15 protein-coding genes are annotated in these 24,030 nt (G+C 49.7%); 3 read left to right on the forward strand and 12 right to left on the reverse strand.

From position 1 onward, the window contains the following. The first annotated feature begins 38 nt into the window (after positions 1 to 38). Genes bglX through JXR92_RS02385 form a run of 3 tightly spaced genes read left to right on the forward strand, consistent with a single transcriptional unit; the run spans position 39 to position 4,657 of the window. The gene (bglX, locus tag JXR92_RS02375; RefSeq protein ID WP_138344709.1) at positions 39 to 2,375 is read left to right on the forward strand and encodes a beta-glucosidase BglX; all 2,337 of its coding nucleotides are present in this window, start codon (positions 39 to 41) and stop codon (positions 2,373 to 2,375) included. A 39-nt stretch (positions 2,376 to 2,414) separates the two neighbouring features. Continuing rightward, a complete protein-coding gene (locus tag JXR92_RS02380; RefSeq protein ID WP_117964738.1) occupies positions 2,415 to 3,278 on the forward strand; it encodes an endonuclease/exonuclease/phosphatase family protein in 864 nt (287 codons plus the stop codon). Between the two features lie 14 nt (positions 3,279 to 3,292). Then, positions 3,293 to 4,657 carry a glucoamylase family protein gene (locus JXR92_RS02385; RefSeq protein ID WP_138344657.1) on the forward strand — a complete coding sequence of 455 codons (1,365 nt, stop codon included), beginning with the start codon at positions 3,293 to 3,295 and terminating at the stop codon, positions 4,655 to 4,657. 153 nt (positions 4,658 to 4,810) lie between these two features. Here JXR92_RS02385 and JXR92_RS02390 read toward each other — a convergent pair whose 3' ends face one another. The 12 genes from JXR92_RS02390 to JXR92_RS02440 all read right to left on the reverse strand — a co-directional run bounded on the left by JXR92_RS02390 (position 4,811) and on the right by JXR92_RS02440 (position 24,001). Next, the gene (locus tag JXR92_RS02390) at positions 4,811 to 7,339 is read right to left on the reverse strand and encodes a TonB-dependent receptor (RefSeq protein ID WP_138344658.1); all 2,529 of its coding nucleotides are present in this window, start codon (positions 7,337 to 7,339) and stop codon (positions 4,811 to 4,813) included. A 146-nt stretch (positions 7,340 to 7,485) separates the two neighbouring features. Beyond that, a complete protein-coding gene (locus JXR92_RS02395) occupies positions 7,486 to 8,781 on the reverse strand; it encodes an MgtC/SapB family protein (RefSeq protein WP_117964732.1) in 1,296 nt (431 codons plus the stop codon). A gap of 34 nt (positions 8,782 to 8,815) precedes the next feature. Further along, entirely contained in the window at positions 8,816 to 9,283 is a 468-nt protein-coding gene (locus JXR92_RS02400; protein ID WP_117964730.1) for a CYTH domain-containing protein, read from the reverse strand. Positions 9,284 to 9,302: 19 nt separating this feature from the next. Then, positions 9,303 to 9,437: a hypothetical protein gene (locus JXR92_RS17440; RefSeq protein ID WP_005830349.1), complete on the reverse strand. Its 135-nt coding sequence runs from the start codon at positions 9,435 to 9,437 to the stop codon at positions 9,303 to 9,305. An 80-nt stretch (positions 9,438 to 9,517) separates the two neighbouring features. Continuing rightward, positions 9,518 to 10,633 (reverse strand): peptide chain release factor 2, encoded by a 1,116-nt coding sequence (prfB, locus tag JXR92_RS02405; protein WP_005830350.1) that lies wholly within the window; start codon positions 10,631 to 10,633, stop codon positions 9,518 to 9,520. 114 nt (positions 10,634 to 10,747) lie between these two features. Further along, positions 10,748 to 11,500: a carbohydrate-binding family 9-like protein gene (locus JXR92_RS02410; protein WP_117964728.1), complete on the reverse strand. Its 753-nt coding sequence runs from the start codon at positions 11,498 to 11,500 to the stop codon at positions 10,748 to 10,750. Continuing rightward, positions 11,497 to 12,900, reverse strand: coding sequence for a family 10 glycosylhydrolase (locus tag JXR92_RS02415; protein WP_005830352.1), 1,404 nt, complete (start codon positions 12,898 to 12,900; stop codon positions 11,497 to 11,499). Before JXR92_RS02415 ends, JXR92_RS02410 begins: the two co-directional genes overlap by 4 nt. A gap of 5 nt (positions 12,901 to 12,905) precedes the next feature. Beyond that, positions 12,906 to 14,132 (reverse strand): DUF5009 domain-containing protein, encoded by a 1,227-nt coding sequence (locus tag JXR92_RS02420; RefSeq protein ID WP_138344659.1) that lies wholly within the window; start codon positions 14,130 to 14,132, stop codon positions 12,906 to 12,908. An 11-nt stretch (positions 14,133 to 14,143) separates the two neighbouring features. Further along, on the reverse strand, positions 14,144 to 16,594 hold the full coding sequence (locus tag JXR92_RS02425) for a glycoside hydrolase family 9 protein (RefSeq protein WP_138344660.1): 2,451 nt from the start codon (positions 16,592 to 16,594) through the stop codon (positions 14,144 to 14,146). A gap of 214 nt (positions 16,595 to 16,808) precedes the next feature. Then, positions 16,809 to 18,410 (reverse strand): SusD/RagB family nutrient-binding outer membrane lipoprotein, encoded by a 1,602-nt coding sequence (locus JXR92_RS02430; protein WP_171030403.1) that lies wholly within the window; start codon positions 18,408 to 18,410, stop codon positions 16,809 to 16,811. A 14-nt stretch (positions 18,411 to 18,424) separates the two neighbouring features. After that, positions 18,425 to 21,499 carry a SusC/RagA family TonB-linked outer membrane protein gene (locus JXR92_RS02435; protein ID WP_117703849.1) on the reverse strand — a complete coding sequence of 1,025 codons (3,075 nt, stop codon included), beginning with the start codon at positions 21,497 to 21,499 and terminating at the stop codon, positions 18,425 to 18,427. A 696-nt stretch (positions 21,500 to 22,195) separates the two neighbouring features. Further along, positions 22,196 to 24,001: an AMP-dependent synthetase/ligase gene (locus JXR92_RS02440; RefSeq protein ID WP_117964720.1), complete on the reverse strand. Its 1,806-nt coding sequence runs from the start codon at positions 23,999 to 24,001 to the stop codon at positions 22,196 to 22,198. Positions 24,002 to 24,030 lie beyond the last annotated feature (29 nt).

Raw genomic sequence — 24,030 nt, forward strand, 5'->3', positions numbered from 1 at the left:
AAGGGAACATACTTACAAACAATTAATTCAATATGAATATGAAGAAAATTTTCAAGAGAACAAGTCTGCTGCTCGCGACCGCTTTAATAGGCGTCACCGCCACCGTGCAGGCGCAGAAGTCTCCGCAGGACATGGACCGCTTCGTCGACGCACTGATGCGCCGGATGACTGTGGAAGAGAAAATCGGCCAGCTCAACCTGCCCGTGACCGGAGAGATCACCACCGGTCAGGCAAAGAGCAGCGACGTGGCCAAGAAGATTGAGCAGGGGCTCGTGGGAGGGCTTTTCAATCTGAAAGGAGTAGCCAAGATACGCGACGTACAGAAACTGGCCGTAGAGAACTCCCGCCTGGGCATCCCCCTGCTGTTCGGCATGGATGTGATACATGGCTATGAGACCATCTTTCCCATCCCCCTCGGCCTCTCCTGCACGTGGGATATGGCAGCCATCGAGCAGTCTGCCCGCATCGCCGCCACAGAAGCCAGTGCCGACGGCATCTCATGGACCTTCAGCCCGATGGTGGACATCAGCCGTGACCCGCGCTGGGGACGTGTATCCGAAGGGTCGGGCGAAGACCCGTTCCTCGGAGGTTCCATCGCCCGCGCCATGGTGTTGGGGTATCAGGGGAAAGACCCGGACGACCAACTGAAACGGAACGACGAAATCATGGCATGCGTCAAGCACTTCGCACTGTACGGTGCCGGAGAAGCCGGACGCGACTACAACACCGTAGACATGAGCCGCAACCGCATGTTCAACGAATACATGTACCCCTATGAAGCAGCCGTCCATGCCGGAGTGGGCAGTGTAATGGCCTCTTTCAACGAAGTGGACGGTGTGCCCGCCACAGCCAACCGCTGGCTGATGACAGACGTGCTGCGCAAACAATGGGGGTTCAGCGGTTTTGTGGTGACCGACTTTACCGGTATCTCCGAAATGGTGGAGCACGGCATCGGTGACCTGCAGACCGTTTCCGCCCGTGCGCTCAACGCCGGTGTGGACATGGATATGGTGAGCGAAGGTTTCGTGGGCACGTTGAAAAAGTCGCTCACCGAAGGTAAAATAACCATGAAGACGCTGGATGCAGCCTGCCGCCGCATCCTTGAAGCGAAATACAAGTTAGGGCTGTTTGATGACCCTTACAAATACTGCGACCTCAGCCGTCCCGCACGCGACATCTTCACGCGCGAGCACCGCGACGCCGCACGCCGGATTGCCGCCGAAAGCTTTGTGCTGCTGAAAAACGAACCTTTTGAGGGACAAGGCAAGAATTCTTCTCGTCCTGTCCTTCCCTTAGAGAAGCAAGGCACCGTCGCCGTCATCGGCCCTCTGGGCAATACCCGCAGCAACATGCCCGGTACCTGGAGTGTTGCCGCACGCCTGGATGACTATCCCTCTCTGTACGAAGGACTGAAGGAGATGACAGCCGGCCGGGTGAACATCACCTACGCCAAAGGCAGCAACCTCATCGGTGATGTAGCCTACGAGGAACGCGCCACCCTATTCGGCCGATCGCTGAGCCGGGACAACCGTACGGATAAGGAACTGCTGGACGAAGCTTTGAAGGTGGCCTCCGGTGCCGACGTGATTGTAGCCGCCCTGGGCGAGTCTTCCGAAATGAGCGGTGAAAGCTCGAGCCGTACCGACCTCGGCATCCCCGACGTGCAACGCACCCTGCTGGAGGCCTTGCTGAAGACCGGAAAGCCCGTTGTACTAACCCTCTTCACCGGCCGGCCGCTGACGCTCACCTGGGAGCAGGAACATGTGCCCGCTATCTTGAACGTATGGTTCGGTGGCAGTGAAGCGGCATACGCCATCGGCGACGTACTGTTCGGCGACGTGAACCCAAGCGGTAAGCTGACCATGACTTTCCCGAAGAACGTAGGGCAGATACCTTTATTCTACAACCACAAGAATACCGGTCGCCCGCTGGCTGCCGGTAATTGGTTCGAGAAGTTCCGCAGCAACTATCTGGATGTGGACAATGAACCGCTGTATCCCTTCGGATACGGGCTCTCATACACCACTTTCCAGTACAGCGACATCGCCCTCAGTACCCCGGTCATGGGGCAAAATGGCTCCACCACTGCCGTAGTCACCGTGACCAATACCGGTAAGCGTGACGGCGCAGAAGTCGTGCAGCTCTATATCCGCGACCTCGTAGGCAGCATTACCCGCCCCGTACGCGAGCTGAAAGGCTTTGAAAAGGTGTTCCTGAAAGCGGGCGAAAGCAAGACCGTATCCTTCAAGATTACCCCTGAGCTGCTCCGCTTCTACGACTACGACCTCAACCACGTGGCCGAACCGGGAGAGTTCGATGTGATGATAGGTGGCAGCAGCCAGGCAGAAAAGACAGCCCGACTGACGCTGAAATAAAATAAAATATTTAATATTGCACTCTAAAAACAAGAAAACATGAGATATACTACTTTACTCCTTTGTTTTTGCAGCATTCTGCTCCTTGGCAGCTGCAAGAGCCAGCCCTCCGTACAGAACGGACAGCCGCTGGAAGTGATGACGTTCAATGTCCGCCTGGATATTCCTTCGGACAGTGTAAACAACTGGAATTACCGCAAGGGTGACGCCTGCCGTATGATAGCCTACTACAGCCCCGACTTGCTGGGCATGCAGGAAGTGCTTCACAACCAAATGGAAGACCTGAAACGCGGGCTGCCGCAATACACAGCACTCGGCGTGGGGCGCGACGACGGCAAGGAAGCAGGCGAATACTGCCCGATATTCTTCCGGACCGACCGGTTTACACTGGTGGAATACGGCAATTTCTCCCTCAGCGAGCAACCCGAAACTATCGGCATCAAGGGCTGGGACGCTTCCTACAACCGTGTCACCACCTGGGCGATACTGCAGGAAAAGAACAACGGACAAAAGTTTGTATATTTCAACACCCATCTGGACAACGACGGAAAGACAGCCCGCAAAGAGGGCGTGCAACTCATTCTCGACAAAATCAAGGAGATAGCACCGGGCATGCCCGCCATCATCACTGGTGACTTTAACTGTACGCCCGGTGAAGAACCTCTGCAAACGCTGGAAAAGGGAGGAATGGAAAATGCCGCAAAGACAGCTGCCGTCACCTACGGTCCGTCCTGGTCTTTCCATGACTTCGGCCGCCTGCCGGTGGAGGAACGCGTACTGCTGGACTATGTCTTCGTGACCAAAGGCGCAAAGATAGACCGCTACCGCGTTATCCAAGACAAACCGGAGAACAGCTACCTTTCCGACCACTGTCCTATACTTGTTGAATTGACCGTGCAATGAATATAGATAAGTAAATGATAAAAAAACAAGTAAACATTGGTACAATAAAAATACAATACAGTTTATTATTGTTCCTGCTGTTGCTCGGTTTCACGCAATGCAAAAGCCCCGCCGCCAAAGAAGACCGGCTGAGCGACGATGCCCTGATGGACACCGTGCAACGTCGCACCTTCAACTACTTCTGGGAAGGTGCCGAGCCCAACAGCGGACTGGCACGCGAACGCATCCACATGGACGGTGTCTATCCGGAGAACGACCAGAACGTAATCACGTCCGGCGGAAGCGGCTTCGGCATCATGGCTATACTTGCCGGTATAGACCGCGGCTATGTCACCCGCCAGGAAGGGCTGGAACGAATGGAGAAAATCGTCTCCTTCCTCGAAACCGCCGACCGTTTCCACGGTGCCTACCCGCACTGGTGGTATGGCGATACGGGCAAAGTGAAACCTTTCGGGCAGAAAGACAATGGCGGCGACCTGGTAGAAACAGCCTTCATCATGCAGGCCCTGCTCTCCGTCCACCAGTACTACATCGACGGTTCGCCCGCCGAGCAAGCCCTCGCCGCCCGCATCGACAAGCTGTGGCGCGAAGTGGACTGGAACTTCTACCGCCAAAACGGCCAGAACGTGCTCTATTGGCACTGGAGTCCGGAATACGGTTGGGAAATGAACTTTCCCGTACACGGTTACAACGAATGCCTCATCATGTATATCCTTGCCGCCGCCTCGCCTACCCACGGCGTGCCTGCAGCAGTCTATCACGAGGGCTGGGCGCAGAACGGGGCCATTGTAGACCCTCATAAAGTGGAGAATATCGAGTTGCATCTGCGCTATCAAGGCACAGAAGCCGGACCGCTCTTCTGGGCACAATACTCGTTCCTCGGCCTCGACCCCATCGGGCTGAAGGATGAATACTGCGCCAACTACTTCGACGAGATGCGTAACCTGACGCTTGTGAACCGTGCCTACTGTGTCCGCAACCCCAAGCACTACAAAGGTTTCGGGCCCGACTGCTGGGGACTGACAGCCAGCTACTCCGTCAACGGATATGCCGCCCACGCTCCCAACGAACGCGACGACCAGGGAGTCATCTCTCCAACTGCCGCCTTGTCATCCATCGTCTATACCCCGGAACAGTCGTTGCAAGTGATGCGCCACCTCTACGAGATGGGAGATAAGGTCTTCGGCCCCTATGGCTTCTACGATGCTTTCAGCGAAACGGACAACTGGTTTCCGCAGCGCTACCTCGCCATTGACCAGGGCCCGATAGCCGTCATGATTGAGAATTATCGGTCAGGGCTGCTGTGGAAGCTCTTCATGAGCCATCCGGATGTGCAGAAAGGGCTGAAGAAGTTGGGGCTCTCAACAGTCAGCAAGTAAGTTACTATCATAAAAAATCCCCTTCTGAAACTTGTATTCTCTGAAGAATAGAGAGGTACAAGTTTCAGAAGGGGATTTTTAGCAATTCAACACCCTAAATCCCGTCCATCTGTTGTGTCCTACGAGTCATTTGCCTGACAATGTATTTACAACTTATTCACCACCACCGGAACCGCTGCCACCGCTCTTCACATCATCATTGCTGATAGTGCGCGCAGCCTTTTTCACGCTTGCCTTCAGCTCACCGATACGGTAGCTGACGCTTATGCCGAAACGTTGGCGGCTGTACTTATAGTTGCTTTCACGTATAAAACCGTTGCCTTCGGTGGTGGAGCTTTGGTCCATATACTTCTTGAAGAAGTTGCTGGCAAAGGCAGACAAGGTGAGGCGCTTGTCCAGGAAGGACTTGTTGACGCTCAAGCCATAATCAAAGAAGCTGCTGCCCTTACCTTGCAGCATAATCCACGGCGTCTGTCCGAAGACATTCAGACTGATGCGCCAGTCATGGGGCAGCGTCTGCTGTGCACCGCCGTAGGCAAAGAGGCTCCAGCCATCGTTACGCATGCCTTCACTGCCCTCCAGATAAGAGTAATTGCCGCTCATGTTCATGTAGATACGTGTACGTGGAGTGGCATTCCAGTTGACGTAACCGTTCACACTGGCATAACGGGTCTTGCCGATGTTGGCATAGGTAGAATAAAGCACATCCTTGCCCGTGGGGTTCTTCAATCCCTCAATCTCCGTATCGGGCATGAGCCTTGTCACATTCTCAATACTGTTGTTGGTAAACGAGTAGCGGGCCGAGATATTGATGTTGAACTTCTGTGTGAAGTTACTGTAACTCAAGTTGAAAGCATGGCTCTTCTCACTGTCCAGTTCCGGATTACCCTGGCTGATGTAGGAGGGATCCGTATCATTCAGATAAGGATTCAGAGACCAGATTCCTGGACGATAGATACGCATGTTGTATCCCAAACGCAGATTGGACATATCCGTCAGCTTGTAGCCGATGGAAGCGGAAGGCACTACGTCGTCAAAGTTCTTTGTGAAATCCTCACCCCGGCCCACCAAATACTTCACGTCTTGGATGGTATGCTCGTAGCGCAATCCCAAACGGCCCGAAAGTCTCTTCACCTTCAGCCCATATCCCAGATAGGCGGCAATGATATCGTTTAAATGCTTGTAGTGCGAGCTCTGGTCTTTGTTGTATTCATACTTTCCGGTATCGTCCGCATCAAAACGGTCGTCTTCCGAAGAGTTGTTGCGCAGAATGTACTTGGCGCCTGCCTCCAGTGTATGCAGCTTACCGATAGGCGTGGTATAGTCGGCTTGGAACGTATGCTCCGTGGTATTCTGCTCACCGTCGTTATGCAGGTTCTTCAAGCGGTTCAGATAGTCTGCCCAATCGGGGTTATAGCCATTGTCTATTTCATATTCCGTATAGGAATCCGATGTTTGCGGACGGGTGTTTATCTTGTAAGAAAACGTCAGCATACGGTCCTTCACCTTGAACAGACGCTGGTAGTCTACACCTCCGTCGATAGAATACCAGGAAGACTTGCTGCGGTTAAAGGCAGAATAACTGTAAATGGGAGCAGCGTTCATGCTCTCCGGGAAAGTGGCGATGTAGTCCGTAGAGCCGTTACTCTTATTCCCACCACCCCAAAGTCCGAAAGACATGGTAACCAAGCGTAATGTATCTATTTCGTAGCTGGCCTCCATGCTGCCCGACTGGAAAGAACCGTGTCCCTTGTTGCTGCCGTCATAGTCCAGATTGGAAGAATTCTCCGTAACAGCTTCCGGTGTCACATGCTGGCTACCGCTGTTATAGTTGCGGGGCTGATCGTTGTAGTTGTAATTGTAGCGGGCGCTGACGGTCAGCTTGCCACTCTTGATGGTACCGAATGCCCCGCCGCCTGCACCGCGATTGCTGACGTTGGCACTGAACGTAGCCGTATAGCCTTCGACTCCGCTGCCCACGGTGACGATGTTCAAAATCCCTCCCACACCTTCGGCGTCATACTTGGGGCCAGGATTGGTTATCACTTCAATATGCTTGATACTGTTTGCAGGCATACTCTTCAGCACTTCCGTCGGATTGTTGCTCATCATGTTGTTGGGCTTTCCGTTGACGTATACCTTGAAGCTGCTGCTCCCGTTCACCTGAATATTGTCCTCGCCATCCACCGTTACCAACGGTACCTTGCGAAGCATTTCCAGCACAGAGTTCGACTGGGCGTCAGGGTCGTCCTGCACATTGTACTCTATCTTGTCGATATCTGCCTTCACCAGAGGCTTCTGAGCTACAATCTCCACTTGTCCCAACTCATTGGAGGCATCTACGATATACAGCGTACCGAAGTCCACCAGCTTCTCCCCTGCCTTCACAGAAAAGTTCTTCACGATGGGAGTACGTCCCACGGAAGTGATGGTCATCACGAAGTTGCCCGTGCCGGGTACTTTCTCCTGAAACTGACCTTTCATGTCCGTTACCAGCATTTTCAGCGCTTTTGCAGGAGCCTCTTTCTTCACGATTTTAATGGTAGCATAAGGTTCACCCTCCTGGGTGAGCGAGTCTAGCAAAATTCCTTTAACCTGAAAAGAAGTGTTTGCCGTGTTTTGCGCTGCAACCAGGCCCGAAATCATCAGCATCCATAGCAGCACAGTCCATTTGATTCTCATTGCGTTTTTATTTTTAGTGACTATTCTTTATTGTCTTCGTATTAGACGTTTCCCGTTCGAGTTTTGTCACAGTGAATTCGACAAAAATAGCCTCTTTTCATGCATTTACGAGACTTTCGGAGTTAAAAAAGCAAAAAGAAAGCTATTTAGAGAAAATAGAAGAAAAGTAACAGACAGATATTTATGGCAATAACACAACCAAATCCCCCCAATATCCACGGGCGCAAAGGGCTTTTCCTGCCGGCAAAAAATAACGCATAGCACATGTTCACCGCTATATTGCTGACAATAGCCTGCATACTGCAAGCCGTAATCACCAGCACCGCCACACTGCCTGTTCCTTGAAGCAGGTTCAGAATGAAAGGAGTAATATCACTGAACCCCGAAATGAAAGAGAGCAGGTTCAGTCCACCCGTACCGGCATACACCAGCGTATAGTGGGTCAAGATAGTGAACACCACAAACAGCATGGCAAAAATCAGCGCTACCTTGAATTCCAACGGGTTACTGCTGTCCTCGTTCTCCGTGTCACGCATGCCGTCGTCCACCCGTTTCCGCTTGGAATGCAGATACCATGCCACGGCTGCCGTCACCACCGACATTATCAGCAAGTAGGGATAAATGACCAGTAGCGTCTCCCGGCTGAAAATACCTATCAATATCAAGAAACGGAGGAACATCATGCTGACCGCCAACAACATGGCCGCCACATATTCGGGAGCATCCTGCGCAGACGACTTACGGCTCTTTCGCGCCAGTACGGAAATGGTAGCCGTGCTGCTGTACAAGCCTCCCACGATGCCCGAAACCAGAATGCCCGACTCATGGAAGACGTAGCGCTTCAACAGATAAGAAAGGTAGGAAATGCCCGATACAACCACTGTGGCCAGCCAAATGCTGTATGGCGTCAGGTTGATGCCGGGAATAAGGTTCTCATTGGGCAGCATCGGCAGGATAATGCCGCTGATGGCAAGGAACTTGGCAAGCGTAATCATCTCGTCGTTCTTCATGCGCTGGGCCAGTTCCGTGAAGGTATGCTTCAACTCGGTGAAGAGCAGGACGGTCACTATGACCATGACGTAGAACCACGACGGCTGCGTGGCCACAATGGGAGCAATGCAGTAGGTGATGAGTGCAATAATGATGGTGGTTACTCCGAACACATGGTACTGTGACTGCTTCACATAATAGTTCAGTCCGAGCAATAGCCCCAGAATGGCTCCTCCTCCCATAAACAGACGATAGCCCGTAGGGTCGAGAATATAGAGCAGATAGCCCAGAATGCCTATAAAGGTGAAGGTGCGGTCGGTACCGAAAAGCGTAGTCTCCCCTTCGCGCTTCAAGCTGATTTTACGCTGTGAAAGCCCGATGAGTAAAGAGAATACGGTGACCAAAAGGAAGGTGACCAGTTCTCTTGGCAGGTAGTCGTAAAGTTTCTCCATGACGATTAAACAAGTACGGCATACAATTGGTTTGCTACCACGTGGTGAAAGGGTGTTTCATCAGCTGCGAGTTATAGTAGCGGATGTCTCCCGTCACCTCCCGTCCGATGAATGCAGGTTTCACGAAAGGCTCGTCTTCCGAGGAGAGTTCCACCTCAGCCACAGTCAGCCCTTCGTTCTCGCCATAGAACTCGTCCACCTCAAAAGTATGCTGTCCGCTACGCACAAGGTAACGGGTCTTGTCGATGATACCCGGTTCGCACAATTTCAGCAGTTCCCGCGCTTCGCACAGTGGGATTTCCTTTTCCCACTCGTAGCGGCTGGTTCCCGATTCATTGGATGCACCCTTGATGGTGAGAAATCCCCGCTCATCACGGATGCGCACCCGTACCGTCCGTCCACGCGCACTACTGATGTATCCTTGTACGATACGGCTGTGTGCATACGCTTGTGGCTTGTATTCTCCCGTCACGAGGAATTTCCGTTCTATCTCCTGCGGCATGTCGTTTCCAGTGATTTTATCAGCCCCAGTAAGAGTAAGCCACAAACATGGCGATGACCAATACAATGGCTATTACTCCCATCGTCATCATCACTTTCTTGGCTTGTTGCTCTTCCTTCTGGCTGTGCATTGCTTTCTTCTTACTTTTTCCCATGGTGTGTTTTATAGTTTAAAGTTCAACGATGAACAAAGTAAGAAGAAATTCGGGAAGAATGCAAATGAAAGGGAGAAAATTTATTCGCCACTTCCTGCAAACTCCATCAGGTAAGCTTTGATGAAGCCGTCTATCTTTCCGTCCATCACACCGTTCACGTCGCTGGTCTGGAAATTGGTACGGTGGTCTTTCACGCGGCGGTCGTCGAAGACGTAGCTACGAATCTGGCTACCCCATTCGATTTTCTTCTTACCGGCTTCCACCTTTGCCTGCTCGGCCATGCGGTGCTGGAGTTCCTTATCATAGAGCATGGAACGAAGAAGGCGGAGAGCGTTCTCGCGGTTCTTGGGCTGGTCTCGTGTCTCGGTATTTTCAATCAGGATTTCTTCCTCTTCGCCCGTATATGGGTCCTTATACTGATAGCGCAGACGGACACCGGACTCTACCTTATTGACGTTCTGTCCACCGGCACCACCACTTCGGAAGGTATCCCATGACATGCGGGCAGGTTCGATATTCACCTCGATGGTATCATCTACCAAGGGAGTGACAAACACGGATGCAAAAGAAGTCATACGCTTGCCCTGGGCATTGTAGGGCGAAACACGCACCAGGCGGTGCACACCGTTCTCACCTTTCAGATAACCGTAGGCATAATCGCCGGAAATCTCGATGGTACAAGTCTTGATACCTGCCTCGTCTCCTTCCTGCAGGTTGGCGATGGTGGCCTTATAGCCGTGAGTCTCGGCATAGCGCAGATACATACGCATCAGCATGCTTGCCCAGTCCTGGCTCTCCGTACCACCGGCACCAGAGTTAATTTTCAGCACACAGTCCATCTGATCGGCTTCCTCGCGAAGCATATTCTTGAGTTCGAGGGCCTCGACAGCAGTGATTGCCTTGGCATAGGCATCGTCCACTTCCTCTTCAGTCACCAGTTCGTCTTTGTAAAAGTCGAAAGCCAGTTGTACCTCGTCAGTCAAGGTCTTTACCTCATTGTAGCCAGAAATCCATTGCTGCAAGCCTTTCACTTTCTTCATCTGAGCCTCGGCAGCCTTCTGGTCATCCCAGAAACCGGGAGCCTGGGTGCGGAGCTGCTCTTCTTCCACCTGTATCTTCTTTCCTTCAATGTCCAGATAGCGGTTCAACGCCTCGGTACGTTCTTTGATATCTTTCAGTTGTTCTGCGGTAATCATATATGCATTTACAATTTAGGAAGTGCAAAGGTATAAAAAAACACATAATTCCGCAATTGTCAATCCAATAAGTAATGCTAACGGCAAATGATTCCACCAAAACACCCTAAAGATTTATTCAAAAGACAAGGTGCCGAAAAAGGCCGGACAGTGGAACATGGGGCGTTCCAGCCCGATAGGACTCCAAGAAAGGAAGTGGGGAGTCTGGAGTTTGTCACCACACTTGTAGAAATTCCCTTTCATTGTTTTTCCGTCCAGAGAACCGACGGAATGCTGGAAGAAAGCGGAAACGGGAATAACCATGGCCAGTTCCCAGCTGCACTCGCCCAAACGTTCCTCGAAAGGTTCGCCGCCCAACGAGCTCCAACGTTTCACCATGCCCAGCACTTCCTGACTCGCCGTAGGACGGCGCTCATTGATTGCACCTCCCTGAATCAGCAGCCTGCCGGCGCAGTTACATTCGAAATTGTAATAGCGGTCGTCACCTTCGGGAGATACGAAGAATTCCACACAAGCATCTTCCCATACCCGGCCATTGTCTCCGGAGGCCACTGCACGCACACTGGCTTCCTTCACTTTGTAGTGGAGCAGGATTTCGCGCCCCGTATGGGCTATGCGGAAACTCACTTCCGGCTTGTAGGGATAATCTTTCCAGTTGACCACATCAAGGGGCTGAAACTCTATCCCGTTCTCGTCCAGCAAGGACGGCACAGCCTCACCTTCCGGTGAAGCCGTACACATTACTTTCTTTACACACAAGCTCTTTCCACTCTGGGCATTGCAACAAACCATGCCTACCATTGAAAACACCAAGAGCAGAAGGAGTTTGCTCCCGTAATCTCTCACTATCATAAAACGTCCTTTCATTTCTTATTAGTAGAAGCCTTGTCTGCTACTGCTACATCCCAACCGGAAACAACGTCGCCGTAAAGATAGAATGTCACGTCAAAAGTAGTCTTGCTATTCTCATCCACCACTTGGTAGCAGCGTGTCGCGTCATAGGAATCCACCTCCTTGTACTCGCCCAATGCCAGCGGAGCCGGCTCTTCCTTGCCGGCAGCCTTGGCTATGATTTGCTGCATGCGTTCCTGCATCAGCTTCATAATGCCTTCATGCTTGAAGGGGTCGGGATCCGCCACTTCGGGATGGGTAGCCTTTATCACCCCGCCATTGGCGGCACGCACGGCTCTGACACTGTCCGTATAAGCCTTGAACTGCCTCTTCACCTCCGGAGAACGCAGTCCATGAATGGTAAATACGGCAATTCCCTGGGCGCCGTTGTTGAGAGCGGCATCCATGCATTCGAACATCATCGGGCCGTCGGTGGCGGTCATGCCGCAGTACAGTGTAGTCATATCGTTCTTGTCGCGTACATTCTCAACCGTACAGTCGGAAATGAAGCTGGCATCACCCGTATAGAAGGTATGGTAAACCATCGGGAACACGATGTCGAGATTCCATTTGCCCCAGTCCTGACGCACCATGCGTGAAGCCATCTTCGGGGTGGGGAACGGGGAGGCAGCCATTGTCTTGCCGTAGGAATGCACCACTTCGGCAATCATATTGGCCACTTCGGTTATCTGGTCGCAACGAAACTGGCGCCACTTCACATCGAGGGAAGGGTCTTCCTGCTCGCGGGGGTCATAACCGTACTGCTCCTTGAACAACCTGAGCATTTCCGGATGGTAACCGTAATCCCACGCAGCGTATTCACGGTCCTGCACAATGCCATAATGGGGCCACAAGGTGGTGGGAAGCACCACATCCACAAAACGATGATAGTCGATGGCAATGCCATTCAAGCCTTCCACTTCGCAGTAGGCCTTGATTTTTTCCTTGATGAACTCGCGGACTTCGGGCAATGCCGGGCAGAGAAACTTGTAATAGCCTACATAGGCGGTAGTGTCTGCCAGGCTCTTGCCGTTACGATTCACGCTGAACCATTCGGGATGCTCCTTCAATATCTTGTCACGGTCGTGTTCCAGATTCATGGTCCATAACCAGGCATACACTTCGATTCCGTGTTTATGGGCAACCGGTATGGCAGCCCGGTAATCGTCGGGAGTCGGCGCATTCAGCATAATTCCATCCATGCCGATGTCGTTCATCACTTGGCAGATGGAGTCGAAGTTCATGCCGGGACGATAGTCCAGCCACGTCCAGAACATGGGATATTCCTTGGTTGTTTCCTTAGCTCCCTGCTGGCACGAGAACATGCCCAGCGCAAGGAACAGCAGCAAGAATGCAGGTAAAAAGCTCTTTTTCATTCTATCTAAATTTTAAGTTTAACATGCAGTTTTTCCATCACCCAGGTAACGCCGATTACCACAAAGGCAAAACAAAGGCAGTTGACCAGCCCCATGAATCCATGTGTGAACCAGTCCGGCAGGACAACACCGGTCACATCAGCAAAGCCATAGAAGACATAAGGTACCAGATAAGTGGTCAGCGTAGCCGTTCCGGCAGGGCGTATCAGGTTGAACCAACCTGTGACCTGATGGCTGACCAGATAGCCGAGCAGTGTGTAGAGCCCCACGGAAATGGCAGTCACATAGAACACCCAGGGAGGAGTGCCACCCATCTTGGCCACAATCCAGAAATGGTGTGTCCCAATTCCGACCAGCAGAAGCAGAACGGCAACCGTCAGCCCATTGCAGAGTTTCCAGCCGTCACCCTTGCCGGCATAGCGGGCGCTGAGAATGGAAAGGATGACACCTCCCATTGTAAATGCGGGCAAAGCCCCGTTGCCGATATGCAGAATGGACAACATGCCCTGATAGAAGTTGCGTTCGGGAAAGGCAAGGATAGCCTCACCGCCAAAGCCCTCGCGCAAAGGCGTACCCAGCAGGCATATCAGGATAAAGGCACCCCAGGCAGGCAGCAGATACTGCAACCGGTCACGGCTGAAGATATAGATTACGGCACATACCAGATAGGTCCAGCCGATGGAGCCCAATATTCCCCAATAGGCACCGAATACACCTCCCTGCGGATTGCGGAACGTGAAGGCAAGGTAAAGGAGAACCAATACTCCGATTATTTTAAAAGCACGGAAAAGGTTCTTCTGAGTGCCGGAAGCCGGTTTCGGATATTGGTTCCACACACCGATAAAGCCTATGGCCATCAGGAACCAGTATACTCCTATCGGATAGGGAGCTTCCGGTGAAAGCCGGAACTCCGAGTTCGTTATAAACGCCCCCATCACCAGCAAGGCAAAGGTGCGGGAAAGGATATGCCCCAAGGTGGACTCTGCCGAGAAGCCCTTGGCATATCTGCGCTCAATGGCGTAAGGTATGGACATTCCCACTGCAAACAAAAAGCAGGGGAATACAATATCCGCCAGTCCCATAAAATCCTCACCATAGACGGCATGTTCCAGCCAATGGGGTACGTCATGCACTTTCCAGAAGTCATTGACGAAAATCATGATGAACATGGTCAATGCCCTCAGCATGTCGATGGCCAGGTTGCGCCGTGAATAAACAGTCTTGTCACTCATATCATCTTGCTTTAGAATTCAGAAACCAACATCAGCCATCTGGCTGCCGAAGAGCCCCACACCTCTTTATAAGTAGCCGTATTGAACTGTGGCCAATAGGGCGTGTCCTCATTGAAATAGGACTGCATACCTACGGGTATCTCTCCTACCGTTTCTCCGGGCAATGCCGTGTAGAGCTGCGGATAGTTGCTGCCTTCCCCATAAATCATGGACTGTCCGAAAGGATTCCTGCCTACAACCCAGAAGAGCTGCTGTTCGGCAATGTCTTTCAGTTCCTTGTCCTTCAGTACCCTGGCACAGATAGCGGCAGCTTTACCGGTAGACAAATGTACGGCAATATTTCCCTTAAACGAGAACCAGACGGGGAATATGCGCAAATAATGCTCTTTATCCAGACGGATACCGTTTTCGAGCTGTTCCTCGAAATCCTTATCGGCACCGCTGCGAATCCCTACCTGAACGGCGTAGAAGTTGGCGGAATCCTTCACTTCATCTTTGTGATAGATGCCACTGGGCACCATTCCATAAGGATATACATACTTCATGATATTCTTCAGATAACCGCCATAGAGTTTCATGGCACGAATCCACTGCTCATACTCGGCATGACCGGACTGTGTCTCGCAAAGGGCGGCAAGGGCTTCCATATAGGCATAGTCGCGGGACTGGTGGGTATAGTGTACAATGGACTTCCTGGCCAAATCACGGTAGAAGAAGCCGCAGGTCTTGTCTTTGTCTTTCAGCGGTTCGGTGCGCTGGCACTGCAAGGTGTAGCGGATAGCCTTCACGGCCTCATCGGCATACTGCTGTTCGCCGGTCAGCTTGTAGAGCATGCTGGCTGCCCATGAAATATTGGCGTGATACTGGCTTTCGGATGCCATGGCGGCATGTCCCCCACCCTTCTTTATCAGTTCGGCAAAGCCCAACTCATTAAAGCGTTTCATGGCATAACCGAAGTCTTCCTTTGCAATCTTTTTCAGATTGCTCCTGAGGGCTTCATCCTTCTCAACCATCATGGAGGCATACGCTTCAATTCCTGCAAGCAGGAAGTTTTCCAAAGCTCCGTTATGGACAAGCAGTTCACGGCGGCCGGCATCGTCGTCGGTACCTACCTCACCGTCAGTCCATAGATTGGTACCCCACGTCTGTGCACGGTAACCATCGCCCAGCCGGGTCTTCATCACATAGTCCATTCCCCACAAAGCCTCTTCCATCAGGCGGTTGTACAAGTCGACATTGCCTTTTTCTTTGGCGCGTTCGGCCATCAAGAGCAAGGAATAGGCTATTTCTCCCGTCTGTAAGGTCTGTTGGGACATGTCGGCAGCATCGTGCCATCCTCCGTTTATAGGAATAATATGTCCGTTGTAAGTGGCATGCAAGTCATTATGACAAGCCCCGTGCTTTCCGGGAACGGGATAACCGCAACGTTCGCAAAACAGGAAGTTGACCATCCGCCAGGCAGAATCCTCCCACACATCCTTATGGATATAGAAAGGCAAGGTGGTGACATCCCCTACCTGAATGACGTAACGTCCCTGCGTCTTGAAGTCGGAAAAGTCTATCGTCTCGAACTCTCCCAGACCGGTCTTTTCCTTACGGATGGGGCCGGTATAGACAATGGCCTGCGTCGCGGCATCCTTCAACTGGAACTGTCCGCCGTGCTTTTCCACATTGACAATGGCGCTCTTGGGACTCTCTATGCCATAACCAGTAGTAGAGAAGATGATGCGGTTTTGTGCGGGCATCCAGCCTTTCACGGTTTCCGGATTCTCCACTTTCTGCAATTCCACGGCATCCACATCGAAACGGAGGGAATCTCCCATAGTGCGTTCCTTGCCGAACACTTCGATAGCAAATGAAATCTTGGTCACCTTGTCGCGCGCCAGCCCGGACATCTCGACGAAACATTCGTTCCATTGGTTGTTTTTCAAGTTGATTTCGTGGTATCCTTCCCGACCGTAAATGTCGGGTACTTTTATTTCTCCGTCATTTTCCACATAGAGGTTCAGGTAAATGCTGCGTGCCCCTTCGCACGTGGGATAGATATAGAACTTCAGACGGTTGTAACCTTCCCAGTTCACACCTCCTATATCATAAGAGGCCATGCAAGTGCCACGTCCCAACCCCCAGCCGAGAATCTTCTCCGGATGGGCAGGAGCTTCCAGACGCAGGCTATGCTTGCCAGACTTGCTCCGTTCATCAGTCAAACCAATCTTACCGATGCCCTTGTGCGACCATTTGGAGAAATCCTCCATATCACACAGCATCATAGTTTCCAACACTTTCTTTTTCAAGCCGAATGTCTCGAAAGCCTTTGTCTCGTCGAGCGGCAACGGACTGTGCACGTAACCCGTACTGACGATGTCGGCTTTCAACTTTTCATCTACTTGGGCATGAAGCCAAACAGCCGGGGTACAAAGCAGACCGGTCAACAAGCAGAGAGGTTTAATGATATTCCTCATATACAGTAAATAAGTTTAATTCAATTTTTCGCACGAAACTTGTTCTTTTCAGCTAACATAAATCAAGCTACAATATTAAGCAAGAATAGTCAGACAGAGGTTTAAACTCTATCTGAAGATATTTGAAATCTATCAAAATAAAATGATTCCCTTTCAAGAGATTAAGGAGGTATGCCGAAGTTGTCTCCGGCATACCTTTTACTCAGTAAGGATATCAGAAATTCGATTTGTTCACATCCCAGAATACACGGGTTGCCGCATTATCAGGACCACCAAGCATTTCGACAGCTTTGGCATAACCGGTAGGATTATTGTCCTTTTCATTAATGGTGAAAGGCAAACGACGTGGTCCAAGGTCAGTATCAATTTCACCCTGGCTGTAATTTACCATCACTGGGAATAGTTTAGGATAACCGGTACGACGCAACTCGGCCCAACCGTTCATACCTTCGGGATAGACAGCAATCCAGCGCTGTGTAGCAATCTTAGCAAATTTCTCCTCGTTGCTCAAAGACTCATCCCATTGAGCGGTCACCTTGCTTTGACCTTCGATACTGGCTGCCGGAATAATAGGATCCACATAAGCAACAGCAGCAGTAGTGCCACTCAAATAATCGCCTACAGCAGCTCCCCATTGTTCAAATGAAGCCTTCACTCCCTTCTCGTACAAATCCTTAGCAGTACCTTTACCATTCACATTCCAACCACGCAGGGCAGCTTCAGCTTCCAGAAGAATCGTTTCACCGGCAGTAGCCAAAATAGCCGGAGACGTTGCAACCAGATTAGGTTTGCTCACAATCGCCTTGTAATTATCCGAGTTCTTGCCCTCTTCCAAACCTTTCACACCATTACGGATACCGAAGAAATCACCGTCAGCATTTGTTGTGGCATACTTTTCCAAACGGGCATCATTCATCCCTCCCAGCAGAGAGGGAATATTGGCATTGAGCACACAGTCGCCATAGCTGAAGGCCAGGCCGTAAAGCGGGTTCACATAACCGTTTCCAGCAATACCAAAATTCGCATCATTGGTTTCAATCAGCCCATTACTATCATTCATGGCAGCCTCAGCCTCGCTCTTTGCCCATGCAGCGTCGTATTTCACGATACGCATGGCCAGACGCAAACGGATAGTATTACACAATTTGGCCCATTTATTGAGGTCACCCCCATAAGCATAGTCAAACGGAGCGAACGAAGCCACATCTTTGTCCTTCACTGCACGCAGTTCATCAGCAGCCTCCCTCAGTTCTTCAAAGAACTTCTTGTAAACATCCTGCCCGGAATCATAAGTACCACCTGTAGCCGATTCACCATAATGAGTATAGATAATACACCCGTATTGATCGGTCAAACGAGACATGGCTATCACACGGCAAATGGTATTGATGGCTGCGAAATGGGAATATGTCTCCATGTCTTTCTCACATTTGCGCGTAATTTTAAGACTCTGGGACATCACGTGATTATAAGCATAATCCCAGCAGTTATCATTCCAACCTGCATTCATCGCATAAGTAATGTTATTTACATTACCGGCAAAGGCAGTAGCCGTACTTACATAGCCCGACCACATATCTGCATTCAGATTCTGTATCAGCTGATATTCCCACGGATTAGTACCACCGCCATTATTATAATAGATGGACTGCATCATCGGAATAAAATGCATGCCTATATAGTTGTTGTCCTGCTTCAATTCTTCGTCACTTACTCCTTTCGGGTCGGTATTCAAGTCATCGAATGCACCGGTACATGCGGTAAACATGGAAGCTGCCAGCAACGCAGTTGCCGTATATTTCAATATATTCTTCATAATTATAAGTCTATTTAAAAATTAACCTTCAAGTTGAAACCTATCGAACGGTTGGTAGGCATACCAAACACATCGACACCCTGCAAACGGTTGCTGGTAGACAGCATACCATCGGGATCATAAGGAGCATTGTTCTTGAAGAAGAACAAGTTACGGCCCACCAGCGAAATTTGCGCACTCTTGATGACACCAATCTTAGTCAGCCATGCCTGGGGCAGATTGTATCCTATGGAAAGTTCGCGCAAACGAATATTAGTGGCACTGTAAGTATAGTACTCTGTCACACCGGCACGTCCGCCCACCAGATTATAAAAATCTTGTATAGCCTGCTCTCCGGATATCTTATGCCCTTCGAGCATCACATATCCACGGTCACGTGCATCACCGGTAGCCTTGCTCACACCTTGCTGGTCAAGGTCGGCTTCTGTCAGTGACATCACTTTACCACCAAAGCGTCCGTCAATAAGGAAATACAACGAGAAGTCTTTCCAGGTAAGCGTATTGCTCCATCCTAAATTGAAATCAGGATTTGAGTTACCCAGCTTTTTAGGATCGGATTTGTTCACCAATGGCAGACCGTCATCGCCAAACTTGATTTTACCGTTATCATCACGTTCAAAAGTTGTTCCGTAGAAGTCGCCGAACGAACCACCTACTTCCAGACGGCTCCATACATTATTACTCTCACCGCCACTGAATTGGAAATATCCCAATGCTTCACCGGCCAATGCTTTGGCTTCGTTCTTGTTGGTGGCAAAGTTGACGCCGGTTTTCCAACGGAAACTATTGGTCATCACCGGAGTGGCGTTCATCATAATTTCTATACCACTGTTCTGAATGTCACCTGCATTTACATAATAGGTATTATACTCTGAACCGGAAGGAGCGGGCAAGGTGAAGAGCTGGTTCTTTGTATTCGTCTTGTAGTAAGTAAAATCAAACTCCAAGCGGCTGTCAAAGAAGCGCCATTCGGTTCCAAATTCCAGAGAAGTCGTCTTTTCAGGTTTCAACTCATCAAAAGGAGAAGTTGTATTAAAGCTGATACTGCCGTTCTTTGTAATCGTATTAAGTGGATTGGAGAGATAGGTATCCAAACCGTTACCTACTTGTGACCATGCACCACGGATTTTCCCAAGACTAATCCAGGAAGGCAACTTCAAAGTTTCGTTGAGCAACCAGGTAAGACCTACTGACGGATAGAAAAAGCCCTTGTTCTTATACTTGGTATAGGCCAAGGTAGAAGTCCAGTCATTACGTGCCGTCACGTCAAGGAAAAGCTGGTCTTTTAAACCAATCTGACCGGTAAAGAACACGCTCTGGCTTTGTGTATGTTTTCTCCAATCACTCAAAGAGCCTGCATTGAGAGTCACATTCTGCATCGTAAATACATTGGGAATGGAGAGTGTACCCGGATAGGAATCGAAACCGGTTCCATTGCCATTATAATCATTGATACTGCCACCGACTGATGCATTAAAGCTGAAATTCTCGAACTGTTGTTGATACGTAAAGAGGACATCTCCATAAGTAGAAAGTTCACTTTGCTCATTATAGCTGTAACGGCCATTGGTTCCGGTTCCAGCAGCATTCATACCGCAGAGGATAGGGCTGGTACCTGCATACATACGGGTATTGTCTTTATCCACTATATAGTCGGCGCTACCACGAGCCTGGATACTGAAATAATCGTTAATCTGGTATTTCACACTCAGGTTTATCAAAGTACGGTACCTCGTATCTTCATTAGGCACTTTGTTGATAAGCCAATAAGGATTTTGCTCCATATCGGTTCCGGAAGTCTTATACCAGTTTTGATCCATAATATTACGTCCGGTATTCAACACTTGATAGTTATCCTTGTAGTAGTTAAAATCTTTACCACCCTCTACACCACCACGCGGGAAGTGGTACAAACCGACCAAAGGATTCATATAATAACCTCCTGAAGTGGTACGGTTGTTTCCTTTCTGATACATGGCATTGACGTTGGCATCGACCGTCAACTTATTATTGAAGAAATTTGCTGTTTCGCGGAAATTAAAGTTATGTTTCACCAAACGGTTGCCTTCTACCACACCCTTGCCGTAAGTATTGGCATAGGAGAAATAAGTCTGCATAGCCTTTGAACCCATACTTAAAGAAAGAGAGTTAATAGTGGTAACACCCGTCTTGAAGAAATCGTCAGTATAGTCGGGACTACCGTTTATCTTACCGCCCCAGCTGGTCGTTTGGCCGGTATAATGATTCTGGAATTCGGGAATACCATAGGCAGCCATATCAAAAGTGGTATTGGTATTGAAAGAAATGCTGGCACGACCTTCTTTACCTCTTTTGGTATTGATGATTACCACACCGTTGGCAGCCGAGCTACCATACAAAGCGGCTGCCGCAGGACCTTTCAAGATATTCATACTCTCAATATCATCGGGATTCAAATTGGAGATACCGTCGCCACGGTCGTAGTTACCACTGTCATTATCACCACCAATGGTAGTTGAAGTATTTTCGTTAGTGGAGGAACCGAACGGCACCCCGTCTATCACGTAAAGAGGCTGATTATTACCGCTTACAGAACGGTTACCACGGATGATGACCTTGGAAGAACCACCCAGACCGGAAGAACTCTTGTTGATTTGCACACCTGCCGTCTTACCGGCCAGCGCATTCATCATGTTGGGGTCCTTGGCACGAACCAATTCGTCGCCGTTCACCACTTGAGTAGAGTAAGTCAGTGATTTTTCTTTCTTTGCAATACCCAATGCCGTTACCACCACTTCATCCAGTAGCTTGGCATCATTCTTTAATGTGACTCTTATCGTTCCCGGAGTGATGGGAACTTCTTGTGTTATCATACCTACGAAAGACACTTGCAGTGTCGTGGCACCTGCGGGTGCATCTGTAATAGTGAATTTGCCGTCTAAATCTGTTACGGCTCCGGTAGTACTTCCTTTTACCAATACGGAAGCTCCGATAATCGGTTCATTGTCTTCAGCTGAAATAACGATACCGGTAATGGGGGAATTTTGGGCTGCTACCCAGCTAATGGCCGCCATCAGGCAAACCAAGGTTAGCATAAGTCTTTTTTTCATAAGCTGTTTTTCGGAAAATAAATATTAGATTAAATATGTGTTAAGTTAATAAACAGATTCTCGGAAATCTGTTATCCCGATCGGCCAGTCTGATTGACTGTTCCTCTCATTTCTTCTTCTTTGTATGCTTCATAGGCTATTAGTATGTTACGGTTAATATTTAAGCTTATCCAAATGTCTTTATTCTGCAGATTTCTTTCAAGCTCTCGTATATAAAACCGGGGGCACAACCGCAACCCTATCGGAAAAGGACGATTTATTTGCTAATAAAAGTTAATGAAGAAAAGCTGCTGGCAGAACCGGTGCTTTATTGCATGGTTTTAAGCAGATTACGGCATCACCCTTCTCTCCCTCGCCTAAGAGTGAGGCTTTCATTATCTACAAGAGAATCCCCCCCGGCACCGCGGCAAATTAACCTCTCCATTGCGACAAACTAACTATTTTCTCGCATCTCATTATTCTTATCACAGTCATGTTAGTTTCTTACAACAGCTGTATTCTTTTCTTATAACAGCTGTTGTAAGAATAATAAGAAGCATAAAAACTGCCAGTCAGCAGTATACAGATGATTAGTTTCTCGCAGTGCAGGGGGTAGTTTCTTTCTGTTCAGAAGAAGGAGATAAAAAACAGACCGTCCGGCCCGGAATGAAAAAGATTCACCCCAGGTCGGACGGTTATAAACAAAAAAACAAAGTTTTATTCTTCGTACATCTTATCAATCAGCTCCTTGTAGTTCTTTGCCACAACAGAACGTTTCAGCTTCAGCGTATTCGTCAGTTCCCCACGCTCCATGCTGAATGGTTCCGGCAGAAGTGTGAAACGCTTCACTTGCTCATAATGGGCAAATTGCTGCTGCAAGGTATCGATACGGGCACGGAACAACGCCTGTATCTTGGGATGTTGCAGTAACTCATCCATATTGCCGTATGCAATGTCTTTCTCCTTGGCATAATCCTTCACAAAGCCATAAACGGGAACTATCAAAGCGGAAACAAACTTACGCTCATCGGCAATGACAGCAATCTGGTCAATGTAACGGTCAATAGCCAGCTTCGTTTCTAATGCCTGCGGCGAAATGTATTTTCCGTTAGAGGTCTTGAACAAGTCTTTGATACGCTCCGTCAGATACAGATGACTATCCTTCAAATAACCGGCATCACCCGTGTGGAACCAACCGTCACGGTCGATGGCAGCAGCCGTTGCCTCCGGTTTCTTGTAGTATCCGGTAGTGATAGTCTTACCACGAAGAAGTATCTCGTTATTCTCGCCAATCTTCACCTCCACATCAGGCATCACCGTACCTACGGAACCAATCTCATAGCCTTCGTTGAGGAAGCAGGAAACGGTAGCCGTAGATTCCGTCAGACCATAGCCCACCACCATGTTTATACCTACAGAATGCACAAACTCGCAGATTTCATCGGGCACAGCAGCACCTGCCGTAGGGAAGAAATTACCGTTCTCAATACCTATCGTCTTCTTCAGCAGAGCATAAATGGTCTTTTCGTAGAACTTGTATTTCAGATGAAGCATCATCGGAGGAGTCTTTCCTTGACGCACATAATCAATGTTATGCGTCCTGCCCACCTTGATGGCATCCAACATCATCGCCTTACGCAGACCGGTTTCCTGGGAAATCTTCTCCTGCACACCGGCATAGACTTTCTCCCAAAAACGGGGTACACTGCACATCAGTGTAGGACGTATCTCTTTAATAGTAGTCTGTATATCTTGTGGACGGAGATTGATGCAGACCTGCACCCCCCGGTGTATACAAAGGTAGGTCCATGCCTTTTCGAATACATGGGTCAGCGGAAGGAAGTTCATGGAAACATCCTGGTCTGTTATGAAAGGCAATCGGATATCATGAATGCGGAAAGCCTCTCTATAATTGAAATGATGGAGCATGACACCTTTCGGCTCACCGGTAGTACCGGAAGTATAAAGGATATTGGCGAGGTCATCATCTGAGGCAGCTGCTGTACGTTCTTCTACAATGGCATTGTGCTGCAACTCTTCATCCATTGCCATAAATTCATCAAAATAGATGGAAGTCATGTCGCGCGGATCTTTCACCACAGCACGGTCGAAGATGATGAGCTGCTGCAGAGACTGGCAAAATCCGAACACACTGAAAGCGGCATCGTACTGGAACTGCTCGCCTACAAACAGATAACGTATCTGTGCATCGTTGATGATATACTGTGCCTGAGCCGGTGAGCTGGTAGCATACAAAGGTATAGTCACCGCCCGGTTGGCGAATGCACCGAAATCAGTAAAGAGACATTCGGGTTTATTCTGCGAGAAGATACCGATATTCTCTTGCGGCTCTATTCCCAAAGCCACCATTGCATTGGCAGTCCGGCGTACAGTCTGTGAGAACTCTTTCCAAGAGATGGGTATCCATTGTGCAGTTTCATAGTCTCTGTATTTCAGGGCTATTTTGTCTCCATACTTCTCTGCCTGGCGGTGCACCAGAACAGACAAATGATGATAAGTCATAACTTTTGATATTGGTAAATACGGTACAA

This window comes from Bacteroides parvus (assembly GCF_017309675.2).
Taxonomy (GTDB): Bacteria; Bacteroidota; Bacteroidia; order Bacteroidales; family Bacteroidaceae; genus Bacteroides; species Bacteroides uniformis.